Below are 21,858 nucleotides of genomic sequence, written 5' to 3'. Positions count from 1 at the left end.
GCAGGTCCGTTATTTTTTGATAATGTAGAGTCTCTCCCCCTCACGCCGGAAATTATAGCGCTCCCGGGCAGCTTTCTCGACACTGTCGGGGTTTCCGGCATTGCGGATGCGAAGTTCATTCTCAACCATCCGCCGCTCTGCATCCGACTGAATCTCAAGGAGGCGGCGATTTTCCGCCTCCATTGACACCCGCTTCCAGAGACCATAATCGTCAAAAAGCATGAAGGCTACCACCATCACGGCAATAGCAATTGCCATCAGCTTTTTTGGATTGGAGCGGACATACTCCCAAACCCATCGGATGAATGCATTCAAAGTGCGTTCTCCCTGAAACCGCTCAGACCCTGAAGGCTTTTGCTGCCGGATAGACGGCCTGCGCACCAAGCTCCTCTTCAATGCGGAGCAGCTCATTGTACTTGGCCATACGGTCGCTGCGCGACATGCTGCCGGTCTTGATCTGGCCTGCATTGGTAGCCACCGCTATCTGGGCAATGGTGCTGTCTTCAGTCTCACCGCTGCGGTGACTGATGACGGCTGTATATCCGTTGCGTTTTGCAAGATCGATGGCCTCAAGCGTTTCGGTGAGAGTGCCGATCTGGTTGACTTTCACAAGAATGGAGTTTCCAACCTTCTTTTCAATTCCCTCGGCAAGGCGCACACTGTTGGTAACGAAAAGATCATCGCCGACAAGCTGAACGCGTGAACCGATCCGGTCAGTCAGCATCTTCCAGCCAGCCCAGTCATCCTCGGCCATGCCGTCCTCAATGGAAATGATGGGATAGTCGTTGGACCATTTCTCCCAGTATGCCGCCATCTCCTCCGAGGAGAGCTCACGCTTGTCGGATTTCTTGAAGACATATTTTTTCTTGTCGGCATCATAAAACTCGGAGCTTGCCGGATCAAGGGCAATCATCACCTGACCCTCACCCAGGCCGCCTTTCGAAGCAGGGTAACCGGCTTTGTAGCCTGCCTTGCCAATAGCCTCCACAACAAGCTCAATCGCCTCTTCGTTGGAGGTGAGATTGGGAGCGAACCCGCCTTCATCACCAACTGCAGTTGAAAGGCCGCGGCTTTTGAGAAGAGCTTTGAGGGCATGGAAAATTTCAGCGCCACAGCGAAGAGCGTCAGAATATGAGGTGAAGCCGATCGGCATGATCATGAATTCCTGGAAGTCGACGGTGTTATCGGCATGCGCACCACCGTTGATCACATTCATCATTGGAACGGGAAGCGTATTGGCCATGGTGCCGCCAATGTAGCGGTAGAGCGACATGCCGGAATATTCGGCGCCAGCCTTGGCGCATGCCAGAGAAACGCCAAGCAGCGCATTTGCGCCAAGCTTCGATTTGTTCGGGGTGCCATCAAGCTCGAGAAGCATGCGGTCAATCTCCTCCTGCTCCGTTACCAGCATCCCTCTCAGTCCTTCATCGACAATGGTATTGACATTTTCCACAGCCTTGAGCACACCCTTGCCAAGATAGACTGAAGCATCACCATCACGAAGCTCCACAGCCTCATGCACGCCGGTAGAGGCTCCACTGGGTACCGCAGCGCGGCCAAAAGAGCTTTCAGTGTAGACATCGACTTCAACGGTCGGATTGCCTCGTGAATCAAGAATCTGGCGGGCATGTATCTTGCGGATAATAGGCATAGCGGCGTGATTTAATGGTTTGGAGGGCCGTTTTTCAAAACAAAAATATATCCTTTTTCCGGAGCAATTCACCCCCGGAGGCGAAGCAAAAAGCTCTTTTTTTCGTTAATTATCAACCAGGACTTTTTTATCTGAGCAAAAATGCGACAACACACCATTCTCTAACAAGGAGTACGCCATGCAGCCAGCACAGCCCACTGAGATACGGAACATCGTCATCACCGGCCACGCCGGATGCGGAAAAACAATCCTTACCGAGTCGCTCGCCCTCACCATGGGGCTCATCACCAGGGCAGGAAACATTGAAGACGGCTCCACACTCTCGGACTACACATCGGACGAAATAGCAAGGAAGCACAGCCTGAACAGCAGCCTGGTCAACGGAAAATGGAATGGCTGCAAAATCAATATCATCGACACTCCCGGCCTTCTCGACTTCCATGGCGATGTCAAAGCCTCCATGCGCGTGGCAGACACTGTTCTTGTTGCAGTCAACGCATCAAACGGAGTTGAGGTCGGAACTGACGCAATCTGGGACTATACGAAAGAGTATTACAAACCAACCGCCTTTGTCATCACCAAACTTGATGCCGACCGGACAGCATTCAGCGACACGATTGGCGAGCTGCAGGAACATTTCGGCCATCTGGTCACCCCGATCCAGTTTCCGGCTGAAGAGGGCCCCGGGCACCACATCCTCATTGATGTGCTGCTCATGAAACAGCTTGAGTTCAACCCTGACAGCCCGGGAAGCATGAGTGTGTCGGCGATTCCCGACCTCTATCTGAAACGCGCCGAATCACTCCACCAGCAACTGGTTGAGGCGGTAGCAGAGACAGATGAAGAACTGATGGAACGCTTTTTTGAAGAGGGGACGCTCACGGAAGACGAACTCCGGACGGGCATCAAAACCGCGCTGGTATCGAGAACCTTTTTCCCTGTTTTCTGCACATCACCGCTCCATCTCATCGGAACGGAACGGCTTCTGAATGCGGTGGTGAACCTCTTCCCCTCCCCGATTGAACGAGGCCCCGAACACTCGCTGTGCCGGTCGGACGACAGCGAACAACTGCTTGAGCCCGACCCGAAAGGGGCGACCGTGGCCTTCATTTTCAAGACAATGAGTGAGCCCAGAGTTGGCGAGATATCCTACCTGCGGGTCTATTCAGGCCACCTTGAATCCGGCCATGAGCTTCAGGATGTTCAGACAGGACAGACAGAAAAACCCGGACAGATTTTCACCATGGTTGGCGAGAAACGGCAGCCTGTCGAGAGCCTCCTTGCCGGCGACATCGGAATGGTGGTAAAACTGAAGGATGCGCATACCAATGATACCCTTTCAGACAAGGGAACGAACTGCAGGATAAGCCCCATCGTCTTTCCCGAACCTGTACTGGCTACGGCAATCGTTCCGGTGGCTCAGGGAGACGAAGAAAAGATTTCTTCAGGACTGCACCACCTGCATGAAGAGGATCCCAGCTTCAGTATCGGTCATTCGGTCGAGTTCAACCAGACAATCCTGAAAACTCAGGGGGAGACCCATCTTGAAATCATCCTGAGCCGCCTGCACGAAAAATTCAATGTTCAAGTTGAAACCGCCCCGCTTCGAGTGCCTTACCGGGAAACCATCCGCGTCTCGGCCTCCGCACAGGGACGCCACAAGAAACAGTCGGGCGGAAGGGGCCAGTATGGCGATGTCTGGCTTCGCCTCGACCCGTTGGCACGCAACAGCGGTTTTGAGTTTTCCAGCGAAGTCGTAGGAGGCGTTGTGCCTACCCGCTATCTTCCGGCAATTGAGAAAGGTCTTCGCGAAGCCATCGTGTCGGGGCCACTGTCAGGCTATCCCGTCGTTGACCTCAAAGCAGCGGTATACGACGGTTCGCACCACCCTGTAGACAGCTCCGAAGTCGCCTTCAAAATTGCCGCAGGTTTGGCCTTCAGGGCTGCAATCGAGAAAGCCAAACCAATGGTGCTTGAACCGGTTGTGAGTGTCGAAGTCCATGCGCCCGATCAGTATACCGGCGAAATTGTAGGGGACATTTCCTCAAGACGGGGGAAAATCATCGGAATGGCAGCCGATGTTCGGATGCAGATTATCAAGGCCCAGATGCCCGAAGCCGCAATGCATGACTTCCATCACTCACTCACACGACTGACACAGAGCCGGGCCCGATATTCCTACAATTTCAGCCATTATGAAGAGGCACCGATGGAGGTGGTTCAGCAGCTTATTGCAGACAAAGAGGGCTGAGGGATTCAAAGCGCTCCCAGAAGGGAGCGCAGCTTCAGCCACCAGACAATCCATACCGCCTCGCGGATGTTCTGGCGCGTCATTTTAGACTCTCCGACGGTCCTGTCAACAAAAACGATGGGGATTTCACGAAGAATCAATCCCTGTTTCCAGGCCCTGAAATTCATCTCAATCTGAAACGAGTAGCCCTGGGAACTGACGCGCCGGAGATCAATCGCTTCAAGGGTCTCCCGACGAAAACACTTGAACCCCCCGGTAGGGTCGGCAACAGGAAGACCGGTAACAAGCTGAGTATATATGCTTGCCATTCGTGAGAGCACCAGCCGCCCAAGAGGCCAGTTGACCACATTGACGGTATTGTTCACATAACGGGAACCGATGACCAGATCGGCCGACTCAGCCTCCCTGAGAAGAGCAGATATCATTGCAGGGTCATGAGAGAAGTCGGCATCCATTTCAAGAATGAACCGATAGTCCCTCTCAAGGGCGTATCGGAAGCCCGCCAGATAGGCAGTGCCAAGACCCATTTTTCCTGAACGCTCAATAAGCGCTATGGAAGCATTGCCCTGCTGTCTCTGGCGCACCACATCAGCGGTTCCATCGGGTGAACTGTCATCAATCACCAGCACATCAAGTTCGTCAGGGTACAGGGCGAGCAGAGCATCAAGCATGCGCCCGATATTCCTCGCTTCACAGTAAGTCGGAATGATGACAAGCGACTGGTTCATGGAGTGTTTTGGTGGATTGTGGTCTGAATGCAAAAAAAAAGCATTGCCCCTTTATGACAATGCTTTTTCATGAACAGTTGAGCCGTTCTGCCTGCTTCAGCGTACCTCGCGGTGAAAACGGTGAAGAAAACGAAGGTCAAAATCAATCCTCTCCGGAGGAGTATAGGTAAAGTCAAGCGTCTCACCATCAGGAAGAATTTCAAGGAGGGCACCCGATGGACACTCATCAGCAGAGAAACACGCCGAACATGAGATACATGCATCCTGATCAATGTAACAGCGGAAGCCACCCTCCTGCACATCACCATAGAACTTGTATCCAATTGCATTGACCTTCGGCGGGCATTTGTCAAGACAGAGGCCGCATCCAACGCAGAGGTTTTCCAGAATAAAATAATGCTTTTTCGGCCTTGGTGCGGCTTTTTTCAGCGGCGGCTTTCCTGATGCAACAGGGGCAGCCTTGGCAACCGGCGGGGCTGCTTTTGCAGCGGCACCGCCTGCAGCGGGTTTCGCTCCAGGTACCGGCTTTGCACCCGCAACGGGCTTCGCTCCAGGTACCGGCTTTGCGCCGGGCGCGGGTTTTGGAGCAACTTTTGCTGCCGGCTTTTTATAGGGAAGGGCCGACTCCTGAGCCACCCCACAACGACCGATATTGACATTCAGCGGCTCAAGCCTGGCTTTTCCCGCCTGCTTCGGCGCTACCGTTTTCGGGGCTGCAGCTTTCGGTGCTGCGGCCTTCGGAGCACCCTCTGCGGGCGCAGGCGCCTTTGGCGCAACAGCCGTCGGATCTGCCGGCGTTGGTGCCGGTTTGACTGCAGGCGGCTTAGGTGTTCCCGTCTGTTTTACAGGATCGGCCATCAGAAAACCCTCCTCTTGATTTGCATAATAATCTTATTGCCTTTCAGTGCATCCGGCCGGAGCGCGATTGTGGCACTCCGGCCGGATGTTCATGCACTTCAGGCTATCAGTTTCATCAGATAGTCGACAACCTGAGTCAACAGGGCCTGTCCACTGACGGCAGCATCGCTCACAGTCGGGGGCAGAGGCGAATCAGTCTGGTAGAATCCGTTGGCAAGAAAGAGGAATACCAGCATGAATGTTCCTCCAAAGTACAGGAATGTACCTGCAAGCTTTGAGTCGGATATGGTCAGAACCGGGAAGCGGAACTGGACATCCCTGCCGAGGAATTTCTTGCCAAGCCAGCGGATGGTACGGGTCTGGATATCTGCACCTTCAAGACGGGAACCGCGATCCTCAAACCATACCGCAAAGCTGATGAACCATACAAGGTGTCCTATCATCAGGATAGTGGAGAGGTGCGAGCTGGAGAAAATCGTCACGGTCTCTGTCCAGAAGTAATAGAAGATACCTGAAGTATAGTGGTGCGCCAGACCTGCCACTGAATCCCATGCTTTGGCATCCGCAGCCGGTACGCCGTACATCATCGATGCAATCCAGGCGCCGTCAATGTACCAGCAGACTGCTGAAAGACCTTTCACTCCCCAGAGCATTGCAAACCAGAGCTGATCCTGAATGGACACGCCGCAGGTTCCGCCGTACACAGGGCCGAGACACGGGAAGGAATAGGAGTTCTTCTTGAGCCCGAGGTCGTCCCAGAGAGGCGAAGTGTGGGCAAAGAATGCTATACGGACAAGCGCGATAAGCGAAAAGAGCGAACCCGCAACGATGACATGCACCATAACCCAGTCATTGATGCTCGGATCGGCAAACATCCACTGGAACATCGGCAACGGCTTCAGCCAGTAGAACGACATCATGATGTTGGTGCCGAAAATGTTCAGCTCGCAGATCGTGTTCCATACGATGACCGCATAGACGGAAAGCATGGTGGCAAAGCAGAGCGCCATGACGGTTCCGAGAATCTTGACCTGAACCTCCTGATCGCGGCCCTTGGTGATCCAGATGGACTTGATCTGGTTGTAGAGACCGTTGAGCTGAATTTTAAGGAGATACTGTCCACCATGGTAGACGCCGGCAAAAACATAGAGCACACCGCAGATGATGTGGTTGAAGGATATCAGATTGATGACAACCCTCGACATCCCGAACGACTGCCCGTTCTTCGGAAGAATTGCGAAAGGAGCGAATTCTGCGAATTCCTTGCTTCCAGAAACAATTCTGCCTCCCTCCTGGACGAAGTCATAGCTGACCCGGTTGAAGGGTTCACCGTAAAGGTAAAAAACAAGGTTGTCAAGCTCCTGGTAGTACGGAGCAAAGGACGGCTGCTGGAAAGCCACAAAAGCTATGACACCAATGGCAATATTGATGTAGCCGATGGCTGTCAGGTGGACGGAGAAAGCCGCTTTCATGTCGTCATTGAGGTGGATGGCCGCATTCGGAGGGTTGTTCCACCAGTAGAGTCCAAGAGCAAAGAAAACCGCAAACCACACAAAAGACATGAAGGTCTCTGAATTGATGGTCTGGAAATCAGGAACAGGAGCATAACCAAGGACAAGCCACATCAACAGGCCCCAGCCGAGGAAGAGCAGCGACATGTAGACCGCGTGTGGTCCAAGTGCGTCCTTGTAGGTTTTTGCGCTTGTGCCATTGAAAACTGCATCACCGAACTTGCCGAGGAAGCGGAAATCGCGGAAGTTCCCCGCACGGCCGGTAAACGGATTGGTCAGATTGTGGGTCCAGTGACGCCATCCGCCAAACAGAAGAATGGAGCCGGAAAGAAAATGGAATGCCGCCCAGCCAAGAAGATTGGTGGCCGCCTGCTGAAGGTCAGCGGTGTTGGTGCTGTAGGTATCAATACCGAGCGACACCATACGGGGCTTGATAGTCAGATAGAACCAGTTGTCATGGAAGCCGGGACCACCACCAAGAAAGGCGGGAAAGACCTGTATGCCGGAGATATAATAAATGGCCATAAGGAAGCCCAGAACGCCGAGAAGGGCCAGATGACCACCAACGACCTGTTCGTCGTCAATCTTGTCGGTATCAAAAATCTGATACCACTTGGTCGTTCTGGTTTCAGTGCGCTGGAAAAGAAAGCGCCTCATTTTGGCGGCATCCTGCTCCTTGATGACGGAGGGAGCTCCGGAAGTCCCGTCACCTTTAGGAGATGGAGCGTTCCCCTTAGGAGGCGGAACCTTCGCTTTTGGCACGGCTCCGGCCGGATTCACTTGTTCAGCCATTGTATTTCTCTCCTTTTTTTGAACATATTTCAGGTTGAAGAAACCAAAAAATAAACCCGTTACCGTCCCGACTGCCCTTCACCTCCGGACTACGCGATAACAATGAAGCAAGTCAGTGATACCTCACTACCAGCCCACGGCAATACCGTGAACCGTACTTCCAGTGCTGTGGCTGCAGAACACCTGACTCGCACTGCCGGGCAGTGCTATTACAACAAACAGGCATGTCTGGCGCATTAGGAAATAAAATAAGAAAAAAAGTTTAATAATAAATATTTTTGCCCCGCCATTGCCGGGCTATTGTTTTATTATAAAGCACGAAAGCTACTGTTTCAGATGTGGCACGAAAATTCAGGGCATCAGGAAGAGGCCCGATGTGAACTAACCTGAGGAGAAACATTTCATGACAGCGGAGATTCCATTCAGCAAGCTTTCAGGAGCAGGCAACGACTTTGTGGTCATTGACAACCGCAACCTCACCATCTCTCTCAGCCAGCAGGAAATTGCCGGAATGTGCCGGAGAAGGACCGGTATCGGGGCGGATGGGCTGATTCTCATTGAGCCATCGGCCTCGGCAGACTTCATGATGAAGTATCACAATGCCGATGGGCATCCGGGAAGCATGTGCGGCAATGGCGGCCGGGCGGCCGTATGGTTTGCCCACAGCATCGGCATTCCTTTTGAACAGGATGGAGGATGCCGGTTTGAGGCGGGAGGCAATCCCTACCGGGCCTGGATTACCGCGTCAGAAACTGTCCGTCTCCAGATGCTTGAGCCCAAAGGGTTCCGTGACAACATAGAAACGGGCGGTGGAGCCTGCCATTTTGTTGATACCGGCTCACCGCACGCCATTTTTTACACAACCGGACTTGACGGTGTTGATGTAGTGGGACGGGGGGGCGAGGTGCGCCACAGGACAGATCTCTTCCCGGGAGGTACCAATGTCAACTTCATTGAGGTCACCGCTCCCGACAGCATCAGCCTCCGGACTTTTGAGCGGGGAGTCGAGGATGAAACCCTGGCCTGCGGGACGGGCGCAGTTGCATCCGCCCTCATGAGCCACCGCCTCGGGATGACTCCCGCCACCACAATACAGGTACGGGTACAGAGCGGCGACACGCTTGAGGTGCGTTTCAGCAGTGACATGAAAGAGATCTTTCTCACAGGGCCGGCGCGGATCGTTTACCGCGGAACGACAACTTCCAGCTGAGGAGCGCACAAACGGAAGAAGGCGAATGAACTGGTTTGTGAACTTTTTACACTCGATTTTTATTTATCTTCTCTGCAGCGACCCAAGGCGGTCAGCTCACTATCTCAATACAACGCTCTAAACGGAGAACATGATTATGGAAAAATGGGTCTGTGTACCATGCGGTTATGTGTATGATCCCGAAGTCGGCGATCCCGACAGCGGCGTTGCACCCGGAACTGCCTTTGAAGATATTCCCGATGACTGGGTATGCCCGGTGTGCGGCGTTGACAAAACTCTCTTCGAGCCCTACAGCGGCGAATAGCGATACCGGCTGAACAGGCACTGCCAGTAAAAGCGAAACGCAATACTCAGTATGGCGTTTCGCTTTTTTCGTACTGAAACAGGGAAGAAAACAAAACTCATGGGGCCTTGCGCTCAGGCCAGAGCGCCTGGTCAATAAGGAACTCAGGAACTCCGCGCTTCAGGGTATCGACACTCACCGCATCAGGCTCCCGGCCCGTCATCTCCCGATACCCCGGCAGCACAATTCCGCGGCGGACCATGACCCTGTATATGATGGCTGATCGGTTTCGGACATAGCGGGTGCCGCCGGTAGGCGACCAGCGGATCGGATTGGGAAGAACGGCGGCAAGACGGGAGGCCTGAACCGCAGTAAGGCCGGCAGCGCTAGTGCCATAGTAATGACGGGCGGCTGCTTCAATACCAAAAATACCGTCCCCCCACTCTGCCACATTGAGATAGATCTCAAGAATCCGCTTCTTGCTCAGCGCTTGCTCGATGCGCCAGGTAAGGATGGCCTCCTTTAGTTTGCGGATCGGGTTTTTCGAGGGGGAAAGCCACAGGTTTTTTGCGAGCTGCTGGCTGATGGTGCTTCCTCCCATCGTGATTTTTCGCTCTTTCAGGTTTTTTTCAAGAGCTCTCTCCATCGCCTCGTAGTCAAATCCATCATGCTGCCAGAACTTGTCGTCTTCGGCAATCAGCACTGCCTTGAGGAGGTTGCCGGAAATTTTTTGGAGCGGCACCCACTCATAACTCACTCGACGGTCAGCCCATCCGGCATTTTTCCATGCTTTCTGGCGGTACTCCATGAAGGCGGTCTTTTCAGGATTGGTACCTTCAAGTGACGAAACATCAGGAAGGATGAAGTATCGCAGAATGTCGAGAAGAAAGAAAAGAACAACAAGAACGGCACTATTTCGGATGAACTTCATTGGTCAATGGGTTTTTTGGACTACATTTTTTATGAAGGGGCTGAATGGAAATGTATGACATAATTCACCAAAACGGAGGAGTCTTCAGTCATGAAACACACACTTCTGCTCGCCATGGCGGGCCTGCTGTCGGCCTCACTTCTGCAGAACGCCGATGCTGCCGAACCCGATGGACGGGCCGTATTCACAAGAAACTGCAGCGTCTGCCACACCATCAATCCCCCTCCTAAAACCGCTCCTCCCATCGGGCCGATAGCGGGAAGGTACCGCCAGAAATTCAGTTCAAAAACCTCGGGAGTTGCATCTATGGTGAATTTTCTCAAAGCACCGTCCAGAGAAAAATCCGTTGTTGACCCAGACGCCATAGAGCGCTTCGGCCTCATGCCGCCAATGCCCGGCCTGAGTGATACAGAGCTGAATGCTGTTGCGGAATGGATATGGGATCAACCCTGGGGAGGGAGAAGTCAGGGCGGAGGCAAAGGGAAAAAGCAGCAGGGAAACGCTGATTGCCAGTAGCCAGTGCTGCGCCAGGCATAAGTTGAATGCAAAAAGCCCGGAGAGCATTCCGGGCTCTTGCTGGCTGGTACCCTTGGGCAGACTCGAACTGCCGACCCACAGTTTAGGAAACTGTTGCTCTATCCACTGAGCTACAAGGGTGTAACCTTCAGGCGTGAATTTAGCACCTTTGCCATAAAGAAACAAGAACGCCCCGGAGCTACTTGCGGCCAAACATGTGGTCAAGCTGGCCAAGAGTCATTTTGATGATGACCGGACGGCCATGCGGACAGCAGTAGGGATCACGGGTTGCAAAAAGACTGTCTATCAGAGAACGCATTTCCTGGAGCGACAGCTTCTGCCCGGTCATGATGGCATTGCGGCAGGAATATGACTTTGCAAGATTGTCGCGCTTTTCCAGCTTGAGCTTTGATGCGTTTTCACTGTATTCGGCAATCATATCCTGCAGTATGCTCACTTCGCTCCCGGGCCGGACATCCTGGGGAACCCCCTCAATCATGACCGTGCGGCTGCCAAACAGGCTGAGGTTGAAACCGAGCCGGTAGAGATCGTCCCTGATCTCCTCGAAAATCTCCCAGTCCCACGGCCGCAACTCCACCTTCTGGGGGAAAAGCAGCTGCTGGGAATTCGGAACACTTGTTTCCATGACATCGACAGCCCGCTCATAGAGCACCCGCTCGTGGGCAACATGCTGGTCGATAATCATCAGTCCGGTCTTGATCTGGCAGATCAGGTATTTGTTGTGGAGCTGCCAGATTTTCACCTCGGCAACCGCATCCCCAAGTGGGACCTCATCTTCATTACCGCCTGAGCCTGCAAGTGAAGCGGTTCCCACAAAACCGGCCGGAGGCTCGGGCGGCGAAAAAAGCTGCTCCTGAAACCCTTCAGGAAGATTGGCTGGAGGACGCGAAGTACTGAAAGCCCCTTCACGATAATTGCGATACAGCTCACCCTTGGTCACCGCCGGCTCCGCCACATCCTGAAATGCAATGGGGCTGGGGGAAGGGTACCGGGTCGACAGAGGCGGCAATTCACCCGATGCAAGGTCCGGAGAAAAGTCATAGGAGCGTACCGCTCGTTTGATGACGGGATAGAACATGTTGCGGACACTTCGTTCATCCTCAAAGCGCACCTCAAGCTTTGCCGGATGTACATTCACATCAATACGGGAGGGGTCCATCTCAAAAAACAGCAGAGCAAACGGGGCCTGCCGTTCAACAAGCAGTTCACCGTAGGCCTGCTGCAATGCCTGCGAAAGCATCCTGTTCTGCACCAATCGGCGGTTGATAAAGAAATACTGGTCGAGACGACGGCGTTTCTGCAGTGCCGGCCGGCCGATAAATCCCCGAATGGAGATGTAGTCATTCTCTTCGGTAACCGGAACAAGGCTCTCGGCAAAGCCGCTTCCATAAAAGAAATCCAACCTTTCATTGAGGTCAGGAGTCCTGAAATTGAAGAGTTCTTCGCCATCATTGACCATCTGCCATGAAATCTCGGGGCAGGCAAGAACAAACGAGCGGACCAGTTCATAGATATGACCGTACTCGGTGGCGTTCGATTTCAGAAACTTGCGCCGTGCGGGCACATTGTAAAATAAGTTACGGACGCTGATAGAGGTTCCCCGCTCCCCCTGTACCCGGGCTTCCTCAACAAGCACGCCCCCCTCATACCGGAAACTGAGGGCGAGAGGGCTCCCCTCGACAGCAGTTCTGAGTTCAAAATGCGATACCGAGGAAATGCTGGCAAGCGCCTCTCCCCTGAAACCGAGGGAGGAGAGATCTTCAAGGTCTTCAACGCCCCGGATTTTGCTTGTCGCAAACCGCTCCACACTCAGCAATGCGTCGTCACGCTCCATACCGCAGCCATTGTCAACAATCCGGACAAGCTCTTTGCCCGCATCGCTGATGATGACGCTTATTCTATCGGCACCGGCGTCAATAGCGTTCTCCAACAGCTCCTTGACAACAGAAACCGGCCTCTGTACCACCTCACCGGCGGAAATCTTGTTGGCTACACTCTCGGGCAACCGGGCAATACCTGCCATTCTCCTTTCTCCTGAATGAATCAAATGTACTCCAACTTATCAATAACCTGCTCTTTTCCCCCGAAGAAATCCACCATATTTTCTCATTCCGACGAAGAGCCGGATCGCCGGAGCGCTTCCCAGAGCATCCGGAGCGCTGCCTGACTGAAACGGAGCTTGTTCTGATGCCTGTCGCCATGCATGTAGAGAACGGATGACTCAACATGCGGCCCTTGACTGCCGGCAGTCCGGCGGGCAAGCCCGAGAGCAAGCATACCAACAGGCTTATCGGGGGTTGCGCCTCCGGGACCAGCAATGCCAGTAGTAGCAATGGCAATGGTGGCCCCGCTCCGTCTCAGGCAGCCCAACGCCATGGCCCTGGCAACCTCCTGGCTGACCGCGCCAAACGCATCAAGCAGGCCCGGGCTGACGCCAAGCTGCACCTCCTTGGCTATGTTGCTGTACACAACAAAACCTCCAGTAAAGACCCCGGAGGAACCTGCCACATCGGTTATCCGGCTGGCCACCAGCCCGCCGGTGCACGACTCGGCAATGGCAAGGGTTTCCTGCTGCCCGCGGAGCATATCAAGAATGGTCTCTTCAAGACTCCGGTTACCGACGGCATAGACAAACTCTGCTGCAAGCCGGCTTATGGCTCCTGCAACGGCAGCGTTGTCCTCTTCAGCCCTCTCTCTGGCCTCCGCAATGGTGCTGACCATCACATCCACTCCTGCGCCATGGGGAAGGTAGGCAACGGTGGTTCCTTCAGGGAGGGCATCCTCCACAGACACTATCATTTCCGCAAGCGTTGCTTCACCCACACCTATCGTCTTGACGGGGGTATGAATGATAGTAGTGCCGGAGCGCTCCCTTACCCATGGCAGTACAGTACCCTCCATCATCGCCTGCATCTCCACAGGAACACCGGGCATAAGCACCAGATGGCGCTCACTGAAGCGGGGGCCACAGTTGAGGATCATGCCTGCCGCAGTCCCCTTTGTATTCGGTATAGCAAGAGACCCCTCAACCACCATCGCCTGACTGCGCATCAGCTCCGTCATCTCCCGCCCACGGGCGAAGACTCTCGACTCAACTTCGCGAAGGGATCCCGGGTCCAGAGTGAGCCCCCGGTTGAGCAGCTTCAAAACGGCATTGCGGGTCCGGTCGTCTCGCGTCGGACCCAGCCCACCGGTCACAAGCACCAGCTCACTGCGACCGAGTGCCTCGGAAAACACCTCCTGCATCTCCTCCTCACGGTCGGAACAGGCCGTAATTCTTCGGACGGGAACGCCCTCAAGCGAAAGCATCGCGGCAATTGACGCCGCATTGGTGTTAACCCGCTGCCCCTTGAGCAGCTCGTCGCCTATCGAAACAATTTCCGCATGCATCATGTGGGCCCGCATCCCGCTAAACAAGATAGCCGGCAAGGCGAAGGATGTCGGCAAACACGCCACCCGCAGTCACCTCTCCCCCGGCACCGGGTCCTTTCACGACAAGCGGAGTCTCGAGATACCGATCGGTAGTAAAGACTACCATATTTTCGGAGCCATTGAGGCCGGCAATCGGGCTTGTGAGAGGAACCTGCCTGACGCCGATAGTGGCTTTTCCGTCCCGGATTTCCCCGGTATAGGAAATGGTCATACCCTCCAGGGAGGCCTTTTCCATTGCCTCAGCATATCCTCCATCAACCTCCCCGAGACGCTGAAGGAACTCGTCGGTCGACATCTCTCCCCGAAGCCCCTCCGGAACAAGGCTTTCGCAAACCACATCACTGTATTCAAGCTCAAAGCCGAGCTCCCGGCCAAGAATCAGAAACTTGCGGGCAAAATCCGCTCCGGAAAGATCATCGCGCGGATCGGGCTCAGTGTAACCCGCCTCTTTCGCCTTCCGTACAATGTCACTAAAGCGTCCGCCTCTGCGCAATTCATTGAAAATGAAGCTCAAGGTTCCCGACAGGACCCCCTCGATGCTTCGTATCCGGTCTCCACTGTTTTTCAGGTCATTCAGGGTATTGATGATCGGCAGCCCTGCGCCCACATTGGTCTCATAAAGGAAGCGCGCCGTGCTTTCCCGCTCAGCCTCCCTGATGGAGGAGTAAAGCGGCCACGAGCCGGCCATGCCGAGCTTGTTGGCCGTGGCAACTGAGATGCTTGAATTGAGCAGCTCGGGATAGAGGGCAGCAACATCAGCCGAAGCGGTACAGTCAACAAAAATTGTGTTGTGAAGGTTCTTCTCCCTTATAAAGTCAAGGTACCCCCCGATACCCTCAAAGCCTTCCCGGGGACGCATCGCATCCTGCCAATGCTCAAGATCTATTCCCTCTTCGGCGTATGCGATACTTCGGGTATTGGCCATGCCGGCCACAACCACATCCAGATTCTGCGCATCACGGAGCGTCATCCGGTGGGCACCTATCTGGCCGATCAGGCTCTTGGCAATGGTACCGGTCCCGGCAAGAAAGAGATGAACCTTTCGGCGGGAAAGAAAGAACGACTCATGAATGCAGTTGAGTGCCTTGTCTTCATTGTGGCTTTCAACAACCGTGGAGATGTTCATCTCGTTGGCTCCCTGGGCAACGGCGATGACATTGATGCCGTTTTTACCGAGTGTCTCGAACAGTTTTGCTGAAACACCGGGGTGCCCCGACATATTGTTGCCAACAACGGCAATCATACAGAGATTTCTGCGGACCGAAATGGAATCTATCTGGCGTGCGGTGATTTCCGAACGAAACTCCTCTTGAAGAACCGACCGTGCACCTGCAGCCTGCGACGGGCTGATGGCAAGGCTGATGGACTGCTCACTGGAAGCCTGCGAAATGAAAATAATGTTGATCCGGTGGCGTGCAAGACAGGTAAAGAGGCGCGAAGCTATGCCGGGCACGCCAACCATGCCGCTGCCCGACAGGTTCAGCAGTGCCACCTTGTTGATTGAGGTCAGCCCCGTTACCTGCCGACGGCGCGCCTGATCGTCCTTCACCTCCCCCTCAACCCGTGTGCCGGGTGCGGCGGGATTGAAGGCGTTTTTGATGACAAGAGGTATGCCCGCCTTCATGGCAGGCTGGACTGCAAGCGGATGAAGAATTCTGGCGCCGGCATGGGAGAGCTCCATTGCCTCCGTATAGCTGATATAGGGGAGAGGGCATGCATCAGGAACCCTCTTGGGATCAGCACTGAAAAATCCGTCAACATCAGTCCAGATCCAGACCTCGTCAGCACCCAGCGATGCGGCAAGAAGAGTTGCCGTATAGTCGGAGCCGCCACGGCCAAGAGTGGTGAGCAGGCCATCCGGGGAAGCGGCAATAAAGCCGGTCACAACAGCAAGGGGACCGCCATGCGGAAGGCGGGCATTGATTTTCTCCTTTGTCATGGCCGTATCAACTCTGGCATCAAGAGATGCTCCGTCGGTCACAATCAGTTCACGGCCGTCAACCCTCTGGGCGGCAATGCCGCAGAAATTGAGCCAGGAGGAGACAATCAGCGCAGAGAAGCGCTCTCCGAAGCTCTGCACCATTGCCGAACTCCTGTCGGAAAGTTCACGGAGCAGAAAAATCCCATGAAGAATGTCGTGAAGCTCGTCAAGCTCACGCCTCATGGCCTCCGAAAGTTCTCGGGATGGTGCCGCCGAAAACAACTCATCAACAATACCGAGATGAAACCCTTCAAGCTCACCAGAGAGCGTCCTGTAACCGGCATCACCCTTCGATGCCCTGCGGGCGGTATCAAGCAGACGGTCTGTCACCCCTTTCAGGGCCGACACAACAACCACCAGCCCGTCATTCTGCAGTGCATTGGCAATACTCTGTGAGACCTTCCTGATCCGGTCGGCCGAACAGAGCGAGGCCCCCCCGAACTTATATATTTTCATGCTCCCTTGAATACCTTGGTTTACCTTTGTCTGAAAGGGCCACGCCCCTTGAAAAAACAGAAAAAAGAAGTTCAGCCATTTCGGCCTAAAAAGCAAATCTCTTGAGCCCTACCGTTCCCTCAGTGGCAGGAAGTTGAACGGATAAAAAAAGCGCCCGGAAACGGGCGCTTTTTTATCAGGAACTCAGACGGTATACCCGGTCAGTTCTGCAATGCATCCGCGCCACCCACGATTTCACTCAGTTCTTTGGTGATGGCAGCCTGCCGTGCACGGTTGTAGCTGATGTTGAGCGTGCGGAGAAGCTCCTTTGCGTTTTCGGTAGCCGAATCCATGGCGGTCATCCTCGCTGCCTGCTCGGCTGCATTGGACTCCAGCATCATTCTCCACACCTGGGTATTGAGATGCTTCGGCACCAGCTCGCTGATGATGGCAGAGGGAGAAGGCTCATAGATATAATCGCCTCCCGTATCACCCTCATTCTCTTCAGAGCTTATGGGAAGGAGTGTCTCGGCTTTCAGCACCGGCGCAAGCACTGACTTGAACTCGTTGTAGACCACAACAACTTTGTCGACCTCACCCTTGAGGTACATGGAGGAAGCCGTCTCGGCAATCTCCTGAGCGGTCGAGAAATCAAGGTTCTGGAAAACTGAAGGATAGCCTTTCAGTATAGTGTATCCCCGTTTGCGGAAAAAGTCAAAACCACGGGTTCCAGCACAGATCATGCTGAGCCGACCGGCCGCATTCAGTTCACCGTACTCGTTATTGACCACTCTCTGGGCAACCTTGATGATATTGGTATTGAAGCCACCGCAGAGCCCCCTGTCGGAGGTAATCAGAATAACCAGCGCGCCACGGACTTCAGAGCGACCGGAAAGCAGCGGATTTTCCGATGTATCAACCTTGGCCGAAAGCGACCCCAGCATTTCGCTGAGCTTGGCGGCATAGGGGCGGGCCATGACAGCCCTCTCCTGTGCCCGCCTCAGCTTGGCAGCGGCAACCATTTTCATTGCCTTGGTCACCTGCTGCGTTGAAGTCACACCCTTGATTCGAACTCGTATATCCTTTAATGTAGGCATGTAGTACGGGTCGTTAATGAATTATCGTAAACACCTCTCCACCCGAATTTCTCAGGCCTTTGCCTTCTCATTGAAGGTGATGATGAATTTAGCCGCAGCCTCTTTCAGTCCGTTTGCCGTATCCGGCTCAAGCGAACCCTTCTCCTCAATGGATTTCAGGATTTCGGGATGTTTGAGCTCAAGCATGGCAAGGAAATCCTCTTCAAACTTCCTGATATGGTCAACAGCAACGGCGTCAAGAAGACCCTGGGTACCGAGGAAGATGATTGCGACCTGTTTTTCAACAGGCATCGGGATATACTGACCCTGTTTGAGGATTTCAACCAGACGGGCACCACGATCAAGCTGCGCCTTGGTGGTTTTGTCGAGATCGGAACCGAATTTGGAGAACGCTTCAAGCTCGCGGAACTGGGCAAGGTCAAGGCGCAGGGTACCGGCAACTTTTTTCATTGCCTTGATCTGAGCCGCACCGCCAACACGCGACACCGAGATGCCGACATTGATTGCAGGACGCTGACCACTGTTGAAAAGGTTCGACTCAAGGAAGATCTGCCCATCGGTGATGGAAATCACATTGGTCGGGATGTATGCCGACACATCACCCGCCTGGGTCTCAATGACCGGGAGTGCTGTCAGACTTCCGCCACCCTTCACCATCGGCTTGAGAGCCTCCGGAAGATCGTTCATTTTTTTGGCGACCTCAATATCGTCAGTGATCTTCGCCGCTCTTTCAAGGAGACGGGAGTGAAGGAAGAACACATCGCCAGGGTAGGCCTCGCGTCCCGGGGGACGACGGAGCAGAAGGGAAAGCTGACGGTAGGCAACCGCCTGCTTGGACAGATCATCATAAATGACCAGTGCATGACGGCCGGTATCACGGAAATATTCTCCAAGTGCCGCGCCGGCAAACGGAGCAATGAACTGCAGCGGCGCAGGATCTGACGCGGTTGCAGAAATGACAGTGGTATACTCCATTGCGCCGTGCTTCTCAAGGGTATTGACCACCTGGGCGACGGTTGAACCTTTCAGGCCGATGGCAACATAGATGCAGTAGACCCCTTTGCCCTTCTGGTTGATGATGGTATCAAGCGCAACGGCTGTTTTTCCTGTCTGGCGGTCACCAATGATAAGCTCACGCTGGCCACGGCCGATAGGGATCATGGCGTCGATTGCCTTGAGGCCGGTCTGAAGCGGCTCATGCACCGACTTACGGTAGATGACGCCGGGGGCCCTGCGCTCAAGAGGGAGACGAATTGATGTTTCAATGGCGCCCTTGCCATCTATCGGCTCACCGAGAGGATTGATGACTCTGCCGAGCATTGCCTCACCAACAGGAATAGATGCGAGAATGCCTGTCCGGCGGACCGTATCTCCTTCTTTCACGGCGTTGGATGCGCCGAACATGACAGCGCCGACATTGTCTTCTTCAAGGTTGAGAACCATGCCCATGATGTTGTGGGGGAACTCCAGCAGTTCGCCTGCGGCTGCTTTTAACAAACCGTAGACACGGGCAATACCGTCACCAACCTGCAGCACGGTTCCCACATCATAAACTTCCGCTTCGGACTCAAAGCCGGCAAGCTGCTTGCGAAGTATGGATGAAACTTCATCAGGCCTGACTGTTGTAGACATATGTTTTCCGCTTGGTATGTTAAGAAAAGAGAAAGATTCTGCTTACCTTCTTTTGAAATCAGGCGGGTGCTCTTACCTTTCCAAAAATAAAAGCCAAATTTAACGAAAAGCTTTTAGTTATTCAAGCACTCTCTCGTTAATTGAACAGCTAAGTTTTTCCGACAGTCCGCCCAAGGCAAGAAACAACAGGAATTCTGCATCTTTCGAAAACGGTATGAAATCAGTCAGGGGATTCGCTTCAGCAACCGTCGGAAATGTAGCCTGCGGTTTTGACATACTCGGGTTTGCCATTACCGAACCGGGGGATGAGGTAATACTCACCCGCTCCGAACGCAAGCACACCGGGTGCCCTGTCACCATATCCTCCATTTCGGGTGATGGCGGCAAACTACCTCTTGACCCCCGCAAAAACACATCAAGCTTCGTTGTCCTCAAATTCCTCGAGCACATTCGCACCCATAAGGGACAGGACTGCACCGGTCATATTTCCCTTGAACTGAAAAAACACCTGCCCCTCAGCAGCGGCATGGGAAGCAGCGCAGCCAGTGCCGCGGCCGCACTTGCAGCAGCCAATGAACTGCTCGGACGGCCATGCACCAAAATGGAACTGGTACACTTCGCAATTGAAGGAGAACGGGTTGCCTGCGGATCAGCCCATGCCGACAATGCCGCACCGGCAATTCTCGGCAACTTCGTCCTCATCAGAAGCTACACTCCACTGGACCTCATTGTCATTCCCCCGCCTGAAAAGCTCTTCTGCTCATTGGTTCACCCGCATACGGAACTGAGGACCTCGTTCGCCCGCTCTGTCCTGCCGACCGATATCACCCTTAAAGATGCAACCCGCCAGTGGGGCAATGTAGGGGCACTGGTTGCCGGGCTGCTCACTTCTGATTACGCTCTGGTCGGTCGCTCATTGGTCGATGTGGTTGCAGAGCCCAAACGGGCTCCGCTGATTCCCGGATTTGCCGAAGTCAAAGAGGCCGCCCTCAATGCCGGAGCTCTCGGCTGCAGCATTGCCGGTTCAGGTCCCTCTATTTTTGCTTTTTCCGATTCCGCCGAAACTGCTCATGCAGCAGGAGAAGCCATGCAGAAAGCCTTCCTCGCCTCCAAAAAAAGCCTCAAGTCGGACATGTGGGTGTCACCGATATGCAGAGAGGGAGCCAGGATTCTCTAAGACGCGCCCAATACCTGAACTTTGACAGCTCAATCAATGATCTACTTCAGCACAAGCAAAGCCTCGACACCGGTCTCTATAAAACGGGCAACCCTTGAGGGGCTGGCCCCCGACGGCGGGCTCTATGTCCCCTCTGAAATCCCGACATTTTCATCGGGGGAGCTTTCGCTGCTTGAAAGTGCCGGCTTCAGCGACATTGCGCTGGCCATAGCTAAAAAATTCATCGAAGGGGAGATTCCCCCCGACATCCTGCAGGATCTCGTTGCTTCATGCTACGATTTCCCCACCCCCATCATCTCTCTTGACGGGTCCACCTTTGTTGAGGAACTGTTCCATGGACCGACCCTCGCCTTCAAGGATTACGGTGCCCGCTTTCTCGGCCGCCTGACCGGCAGATTCGCCGCCGAGGACCACCGCCTGATTACCGTGCTTGTGGCAACCTCCGGTGACACCGGCAGCGCAGTGGCATCGGGTTTTCATGGTATCGCCAACACCCGCGTCGTCATTCTCTACCCTTCAGGCAAGGTAAGCCGTCTTCAGGAACAGCAGCTCACAACCGCTGGCGGCAATGTTCATGCGCTTGAGGTTCGGGGCGACTTTGACGACTGCCAGAGGCTTGTCAAAGAGGCTTTTGTCGACCCTGAACTCAGGATGCGCCACACACTGACCTCAGCCAACTCCATCAACATTGCACGACTGATTCCACAGTCATTTTACTACGCATGGGCAACACTGGAGCTGAAGCGGCAGTACGGCCTCGAAAAACCTCTCTTCTCCGTACCAAGCGGAAACTATGGCAACCTCACGGCAGGCGTCCTGGCAAGGAGGATGGGATTCCCCATTGGCCATTTCATAGCCGCCTCCAATACTAACGACAGCGTGACACGCTATCTTGAAGAGGGCCGGTACGAGCCACGCCCAACCAGAAGGACCCTGTCAACAGCCATGGATGTTGGCAACCCGAGCAATTTCGCACGACTCCGCCATTTCTACGGCGACAGCCGTGAAGCAATGGCCGCTGACATTACAGGCATCAGTATCACCGACAAGGAGACCATGGAAACAATCCGAAACTCAAGAGAACGGTTCGATTATCTCATGGACCCTCATACCGCAGTCGGCTTTGCCGCCCTTGAAAAGTACCGGATGAAGAGTGGAAGCAGCAGCCCCGGAGTTGTCCTCTCCACTGCGCACCCGGCAAAATTTCGTGAGGCGATGCAGGACGCCCTTCAAGAAGAAGTGGATGTTCCCGAGAGGCTTGCATCCTGTCTCAATCTCAAAAAAGAGTCAACCCTCATCAATCCCGATTTTCGCGATCTTTCGTCCTTCCTCAACGGGCTTGACACATAAAT

Annotated in this window: 17 protein-coding genes and 1 tRNA gene; 6 read left to right on the top strand and 12 right to left on the bottom strand. The window is 54.2% G+C overall.

The annotated features are described in order from the left end of the window. Nucleotides 1-9: 9 nt before the first annotated feature. Nucleotides 10-315, bottom strand: coding sequence for an FtsB family cell division protein (locus EKD02_RS02245; protein WP_011890847.1), 306 nt, complete (start codon nucleotides 313-315; stop codon nucleotides 10-12). Nucleotides 316-337: 22 nt separating this feature from the next. Continuing rightward, a complete protein-coding gene (gene eno, locus EKD02_RS02240; protein WP_126383611.1) occupies nucleotides 338-1,651 on the bottom strand; it encodes a phosphopyruvate hydratase in 1,314 nt (437 codons plus the stop codon). 178 nt (nucleotides 1,652-1,829) lie between these two features. Here eno and fusA point away from each other — a divergent pair, with 178 nt between their 5' ends. Beyond that, the gene (fusA, locus tag EKD02_RS02235) at nucleotides 1,830-3,902 is read left to right on the top strand and encodes an elongation factor G (protein ID WP_126383609.1); all 2,073 of its coding nucleotides are present in this window, start codon (nucleotides 1,830-1,832) and stop codon (nucleotides 3,900-3,902) included. A gap of 5 nt (nucleotides 3,903-3,907) precedes the next feature. Here the strand turns inward: fusA and EKD02_RS02230 are convergent, their stop codons facing one another. The 3 genes from EKD02_RS02230 to EKD02_RS10435 form a co-directional block, all read right to left on the bottom strand. Further along, nucleotides 3,908-4,630, bottom strand: coding sequence for a polyprenol monophosphomannose synthase (locus EKD02_RS02230; RefSeq protein WP_011890850.1), 723 nt, complete (start codon nucleotides 4,628-4,630; stop codon nucleotides 3,908-3,910). A gap of 96 nt (nucleotides 4,631-4,726) precedes the next feature. Further along, complete coding sequence (locus EKD02_RS02225; RefSeq protein ID WP_126383607.1) at nucleotides 4,727-5,488, bottom strand: ferredoxin family protein; 762 nt, start codon at nucleotides 5,486-5,488, stop codon at nucleotides 4,727-4,729. A 98-nt stretch (nucleotides 5,489-5,586) separates the two neighbouring features. After that, entirely contained in the window at nucleotides 5,587-6,330 is a 744-nt protein-coding gene (locus EKD02_RS10435) for a hypothetical protein (RefSeq protein ID WP_407923879.1), read from the bottom strand. A gap of 1,864 nt (nucleotides 6,331-8,194) precedes the next feature. Between EKD02_RS10435 and dapF the strand changes: the two genes are divergently transcribed. Both dapF and rd read left to right on the top strand, forming a co-directional pair. Beyond that, nucleotides 8,195-9,001, top strand: a complete 807-nt coding sequence (dapF, locus tag EKD02_RS02215; RefSeq protein WP_126383605.1) for a diaminopimelate epimerase — start codon at nucleotides 8,195-8,197, stop codon at nucleotides 8,999-9,001. 136 nt (nucleotides 9,002-9,137) lie between these two features. Beyond that, nucleotides 9,138-9,305, top strand: a complete 168-nt coding sequence (gene rd / locus EKD02_RS02210) for a rubredoxin (protein ID WP_011890854.1) — start codon at nucleotides 9,138-9,140, stop codon at nucleotides 9,303-9,305. Nucleotides 9,306-9,402: 97 nt separating this feature from the next. Here the strand turns inward: rd and mtgA are convergent, their stop codons facing one another. After that, on the bottom strand, nucleotides 9,403-10,215 hold the full coding sequence (mtgA, locus tag EKD02_RS02205) for a monofunctional biosynthetic peptidoglycan transglycosylase (protein WP_126383602.1): 813 nt from the start codon (nucleotides 10,213-10,215) through the stop codon (nucleotides 9,403-9,405). A 90-nt stretch (nucleotides 10,216-10,305) separates the two neighbouring features. Between mtgA and EKD02_RS02200 the strand changes: the two genes are divergently transcribed. Next, nucleotides 10,306-10,731, top strand: coding sequence for a c-type cytochrome (locus tag EKD02_RS02200; protein ID WP_126383600.1), 426 nt, complete (start codon nucleotides 10,306-10,308; stop codon nucleotides 10,729-10,731). Nucleotides 10,732-10,796: 65 nt separating this feature from the next. Here the strand turns inward: EKD02_RS02200 and EKD02_RS02195 are convergent. From EKD02_RS02195 to atpA, 6 genes are all read right to left on the bottom strand, one after another. Further along, nucleotides 10,797-10,872: transfer RNA gene (locus EKD02_RS02195), tRNA-Arg, on the bottom strand. A gap of 58 nt (nucleotides 10,873-10,930) precedes the next feature. Further along, nucleotides 10,931-12,775, bottom strand: coding sequence for a DNA mismatch repair endonuclease MutL (mutL, locus tag EKD02_RS02190; protein WP_126383598.1), 1,845 nt, complete (start codon nucleotides 12,773-12,775; stop codon nucleotides 10,931-10,933). Nucleotides 12,776-12,858: 83 nt separating this feature from the next. Then, nucleotides 12,859-14,145, bottom strand: coding sequence for a CinA family nicotinamide mononucleotide deamidase-related protein (locus EKD02_RS02185; protein WP_126383596.1), 1,287 nt, complete (start codon nucleotides 14,143-14,145; stop codon nucleotides 12,859-12,861). A 16-nt stretch (nucleotides 14,146-14,161) separates the two neighbouring features. Beyond that, entirely contained in the window at nucleotides 14,162-16,621 is a 2,460-nt protein-coding gene (gene thrA / locus EKD02_RS02180) for a bifunctional aspartate kinase/homoserine dehydrogenase I (protein ID WP_126383594.1), read from the bottom strand. Nucleotides 16,622-16,821: 200 nt separating this feature from the next. Further along, nucleotides 16,822-17,697, bottom strand: coding sequence for a F0F1 ATP synthase subunit gamma (locus EKD02_RS02175; protein WP_126341581.1), 876 nt, complete (start codon nucleotides 17,695-17,697; stop codon nucleotides 16,822-16,824). 51 nt (nucleotides 17,698-17,748) lie between these two features. Continuing rightward, nucleotides 17,749-19,329, bottom strand: a complete 1,581-nt coding sequence (atpA, locus tag EKD02_RS02170; RefSeq protein WP_011890861.1) for a F0F1 ATP synthase subunit alpha — start codon at nucleotides 19,327-19,329, stop codon at nucleotides 17,749-17,751. 214 nt (nucleotides 19,330-19,543) lie between these two features. Here atpA and EKD02_RS02165 point away from each other — a divergent pair, with 214 nt between their 5' ends. Together EKD02_RS02165 and thrC are read left to right on the top strand one after the other, a co-directional pair. Then, nucleotides 19,544-20,506: a homoserine kinase gene (locus EKD02_RS02165; RefSeq protein WP_011890862.1), complete on the top strand. Its 963-nt coding sequence runs from the start codon at nucleotides 19,544-19,546 to the stop codon at nucleotides 20,504-20,506. Nucleotides 20,507-20,542: 36 nt separating this feature from the next. Further along, a complete protein-coding gene (gene thrC, locus EKD02_RS02160; protein WP_126341583.1) occupies nucleotides 20,543-21,856 on the top strand; it encodes a threonine synthase in 1,314 nt (437 codons plus the stop codon). Nucleotides 21,857-21,858 lie beyond the last annotated feature (2 nt).

Origin of the sequence: Chlorobium phaeovibrioides (genome assembly GCF_003968655.1) — a bacterium.
GTDB lineage: Bacteria > Bacteroidota > Chlorobiia > Chlorobiales > Chlorobiaceae > Chlorobium > Chlorobium phaeovibrioides.
This window is presented reverse-complemented; position numbering and strand designations above follow the sequence as displayed.

Coding starts and splice junctions, on each gene's coding strand:
- dapF (WP_126383605.1), top strand. CDS start 8,195: ATGACAGCGGAGATTCCATTCAGCAAGCTTTCAGGAGCAGGCAACGAC.
- EKD02_RS02185 (WP_126383596.1), bottom strand. CDS start 14,145: ATGATGCATGCGGAAATTGTTTCGATAGGCGACGAGCTGCTCAAGGGG.
- fusA (WP_126383609.1), top strand. CDS start 1,830: ATGCAGCCAGCACAGCCCACTGAGATACGGAACATCGTCATCACCGGC.
- mtgA (WP_126383602.1), bottom strand. CDS start 10,215: ATGAAGTTCATCCGAAATAGTGCCGTTCTTGTTGTTCTTTTCTTTCTT.
- EKD02_RS02225 (WP_126383607.1), bottom strand. CDS start 5,488: ATGGCCGATCCTGTAAAACAGACGGGAACACCTAAGCCGCCTGCAGTC.
- thrC (WP_126341583.1), top strand. CDS start 20,543: ATGATCTACTTCAGCACAAGCAAAGCCTCGACACCGGTCTCTATAAAA.
- atpA (WP_011890861.1), bottom strand. CDS start 19,329: ATGTCTACAACAGTCAGGCCTGATGAAGTTTCATCCATACTTCGCAAG.
- EKD02_RS02165 (WP_011890862.1), top strand. CDS start 19,544: ATGAAATCAGTCAGGGGATTCGCTTCAGCAACCGTCGGAAATGTAGCC.
- EKD02_RS02175 (WP_126341581.1), bottom strand. CDS start 17,697: ATGCCTACATTAAAGGATATACGAGTTCGAATCAAGGGTGTGACTTCA.
- mutL (WP_126383598.1), bottom strand. CDS start 12,775: ATGGCAGGTATTGCCCGGTTGCCCGAGAGTGTAGCCAACAAGATTTCC.
- thrA (WP_126383594.1), bottom strand. CDS start 16,621: ATGAAAATATATAAGTTCGGGGGGGCCTCGCTCTGTTCGGCCGACCGG.
- rd (WP_011890854.1), top strand. CDS start 9,138: ATGGAAAAATGGGTCTGTGTACCATGCGGTTATGTGTATGATCCCGAA.
- EKD02_RS02200 (WP_126383600.1), top strand. CDS start 10,306: ATGAAACACACACTTCTGCTCGCCATGGCGGGCCTGCTGTCGGCCTCA.
- EKD02_RS10435 (WP_407923879.1), bottom strand. CDS start 6,330: ATGGTGCATGTCATCGTTGCGGGTTCGCTCTTTTCGCTTATCGCGCTT.
- eno (WP_126383611.1), bottom strand. CDS start 1,651: ATGCCTATTATCCGCAAGATACATGCCCGCCAGATTCTTGATTCACGA.
- EKD02_RS02230 (WP_011890850.1), bottom strand. CDS start 4,630: ATGAACCAGTCGCTTGTCATCATTCCGACTTACTGTGAAGCGAGGAAT.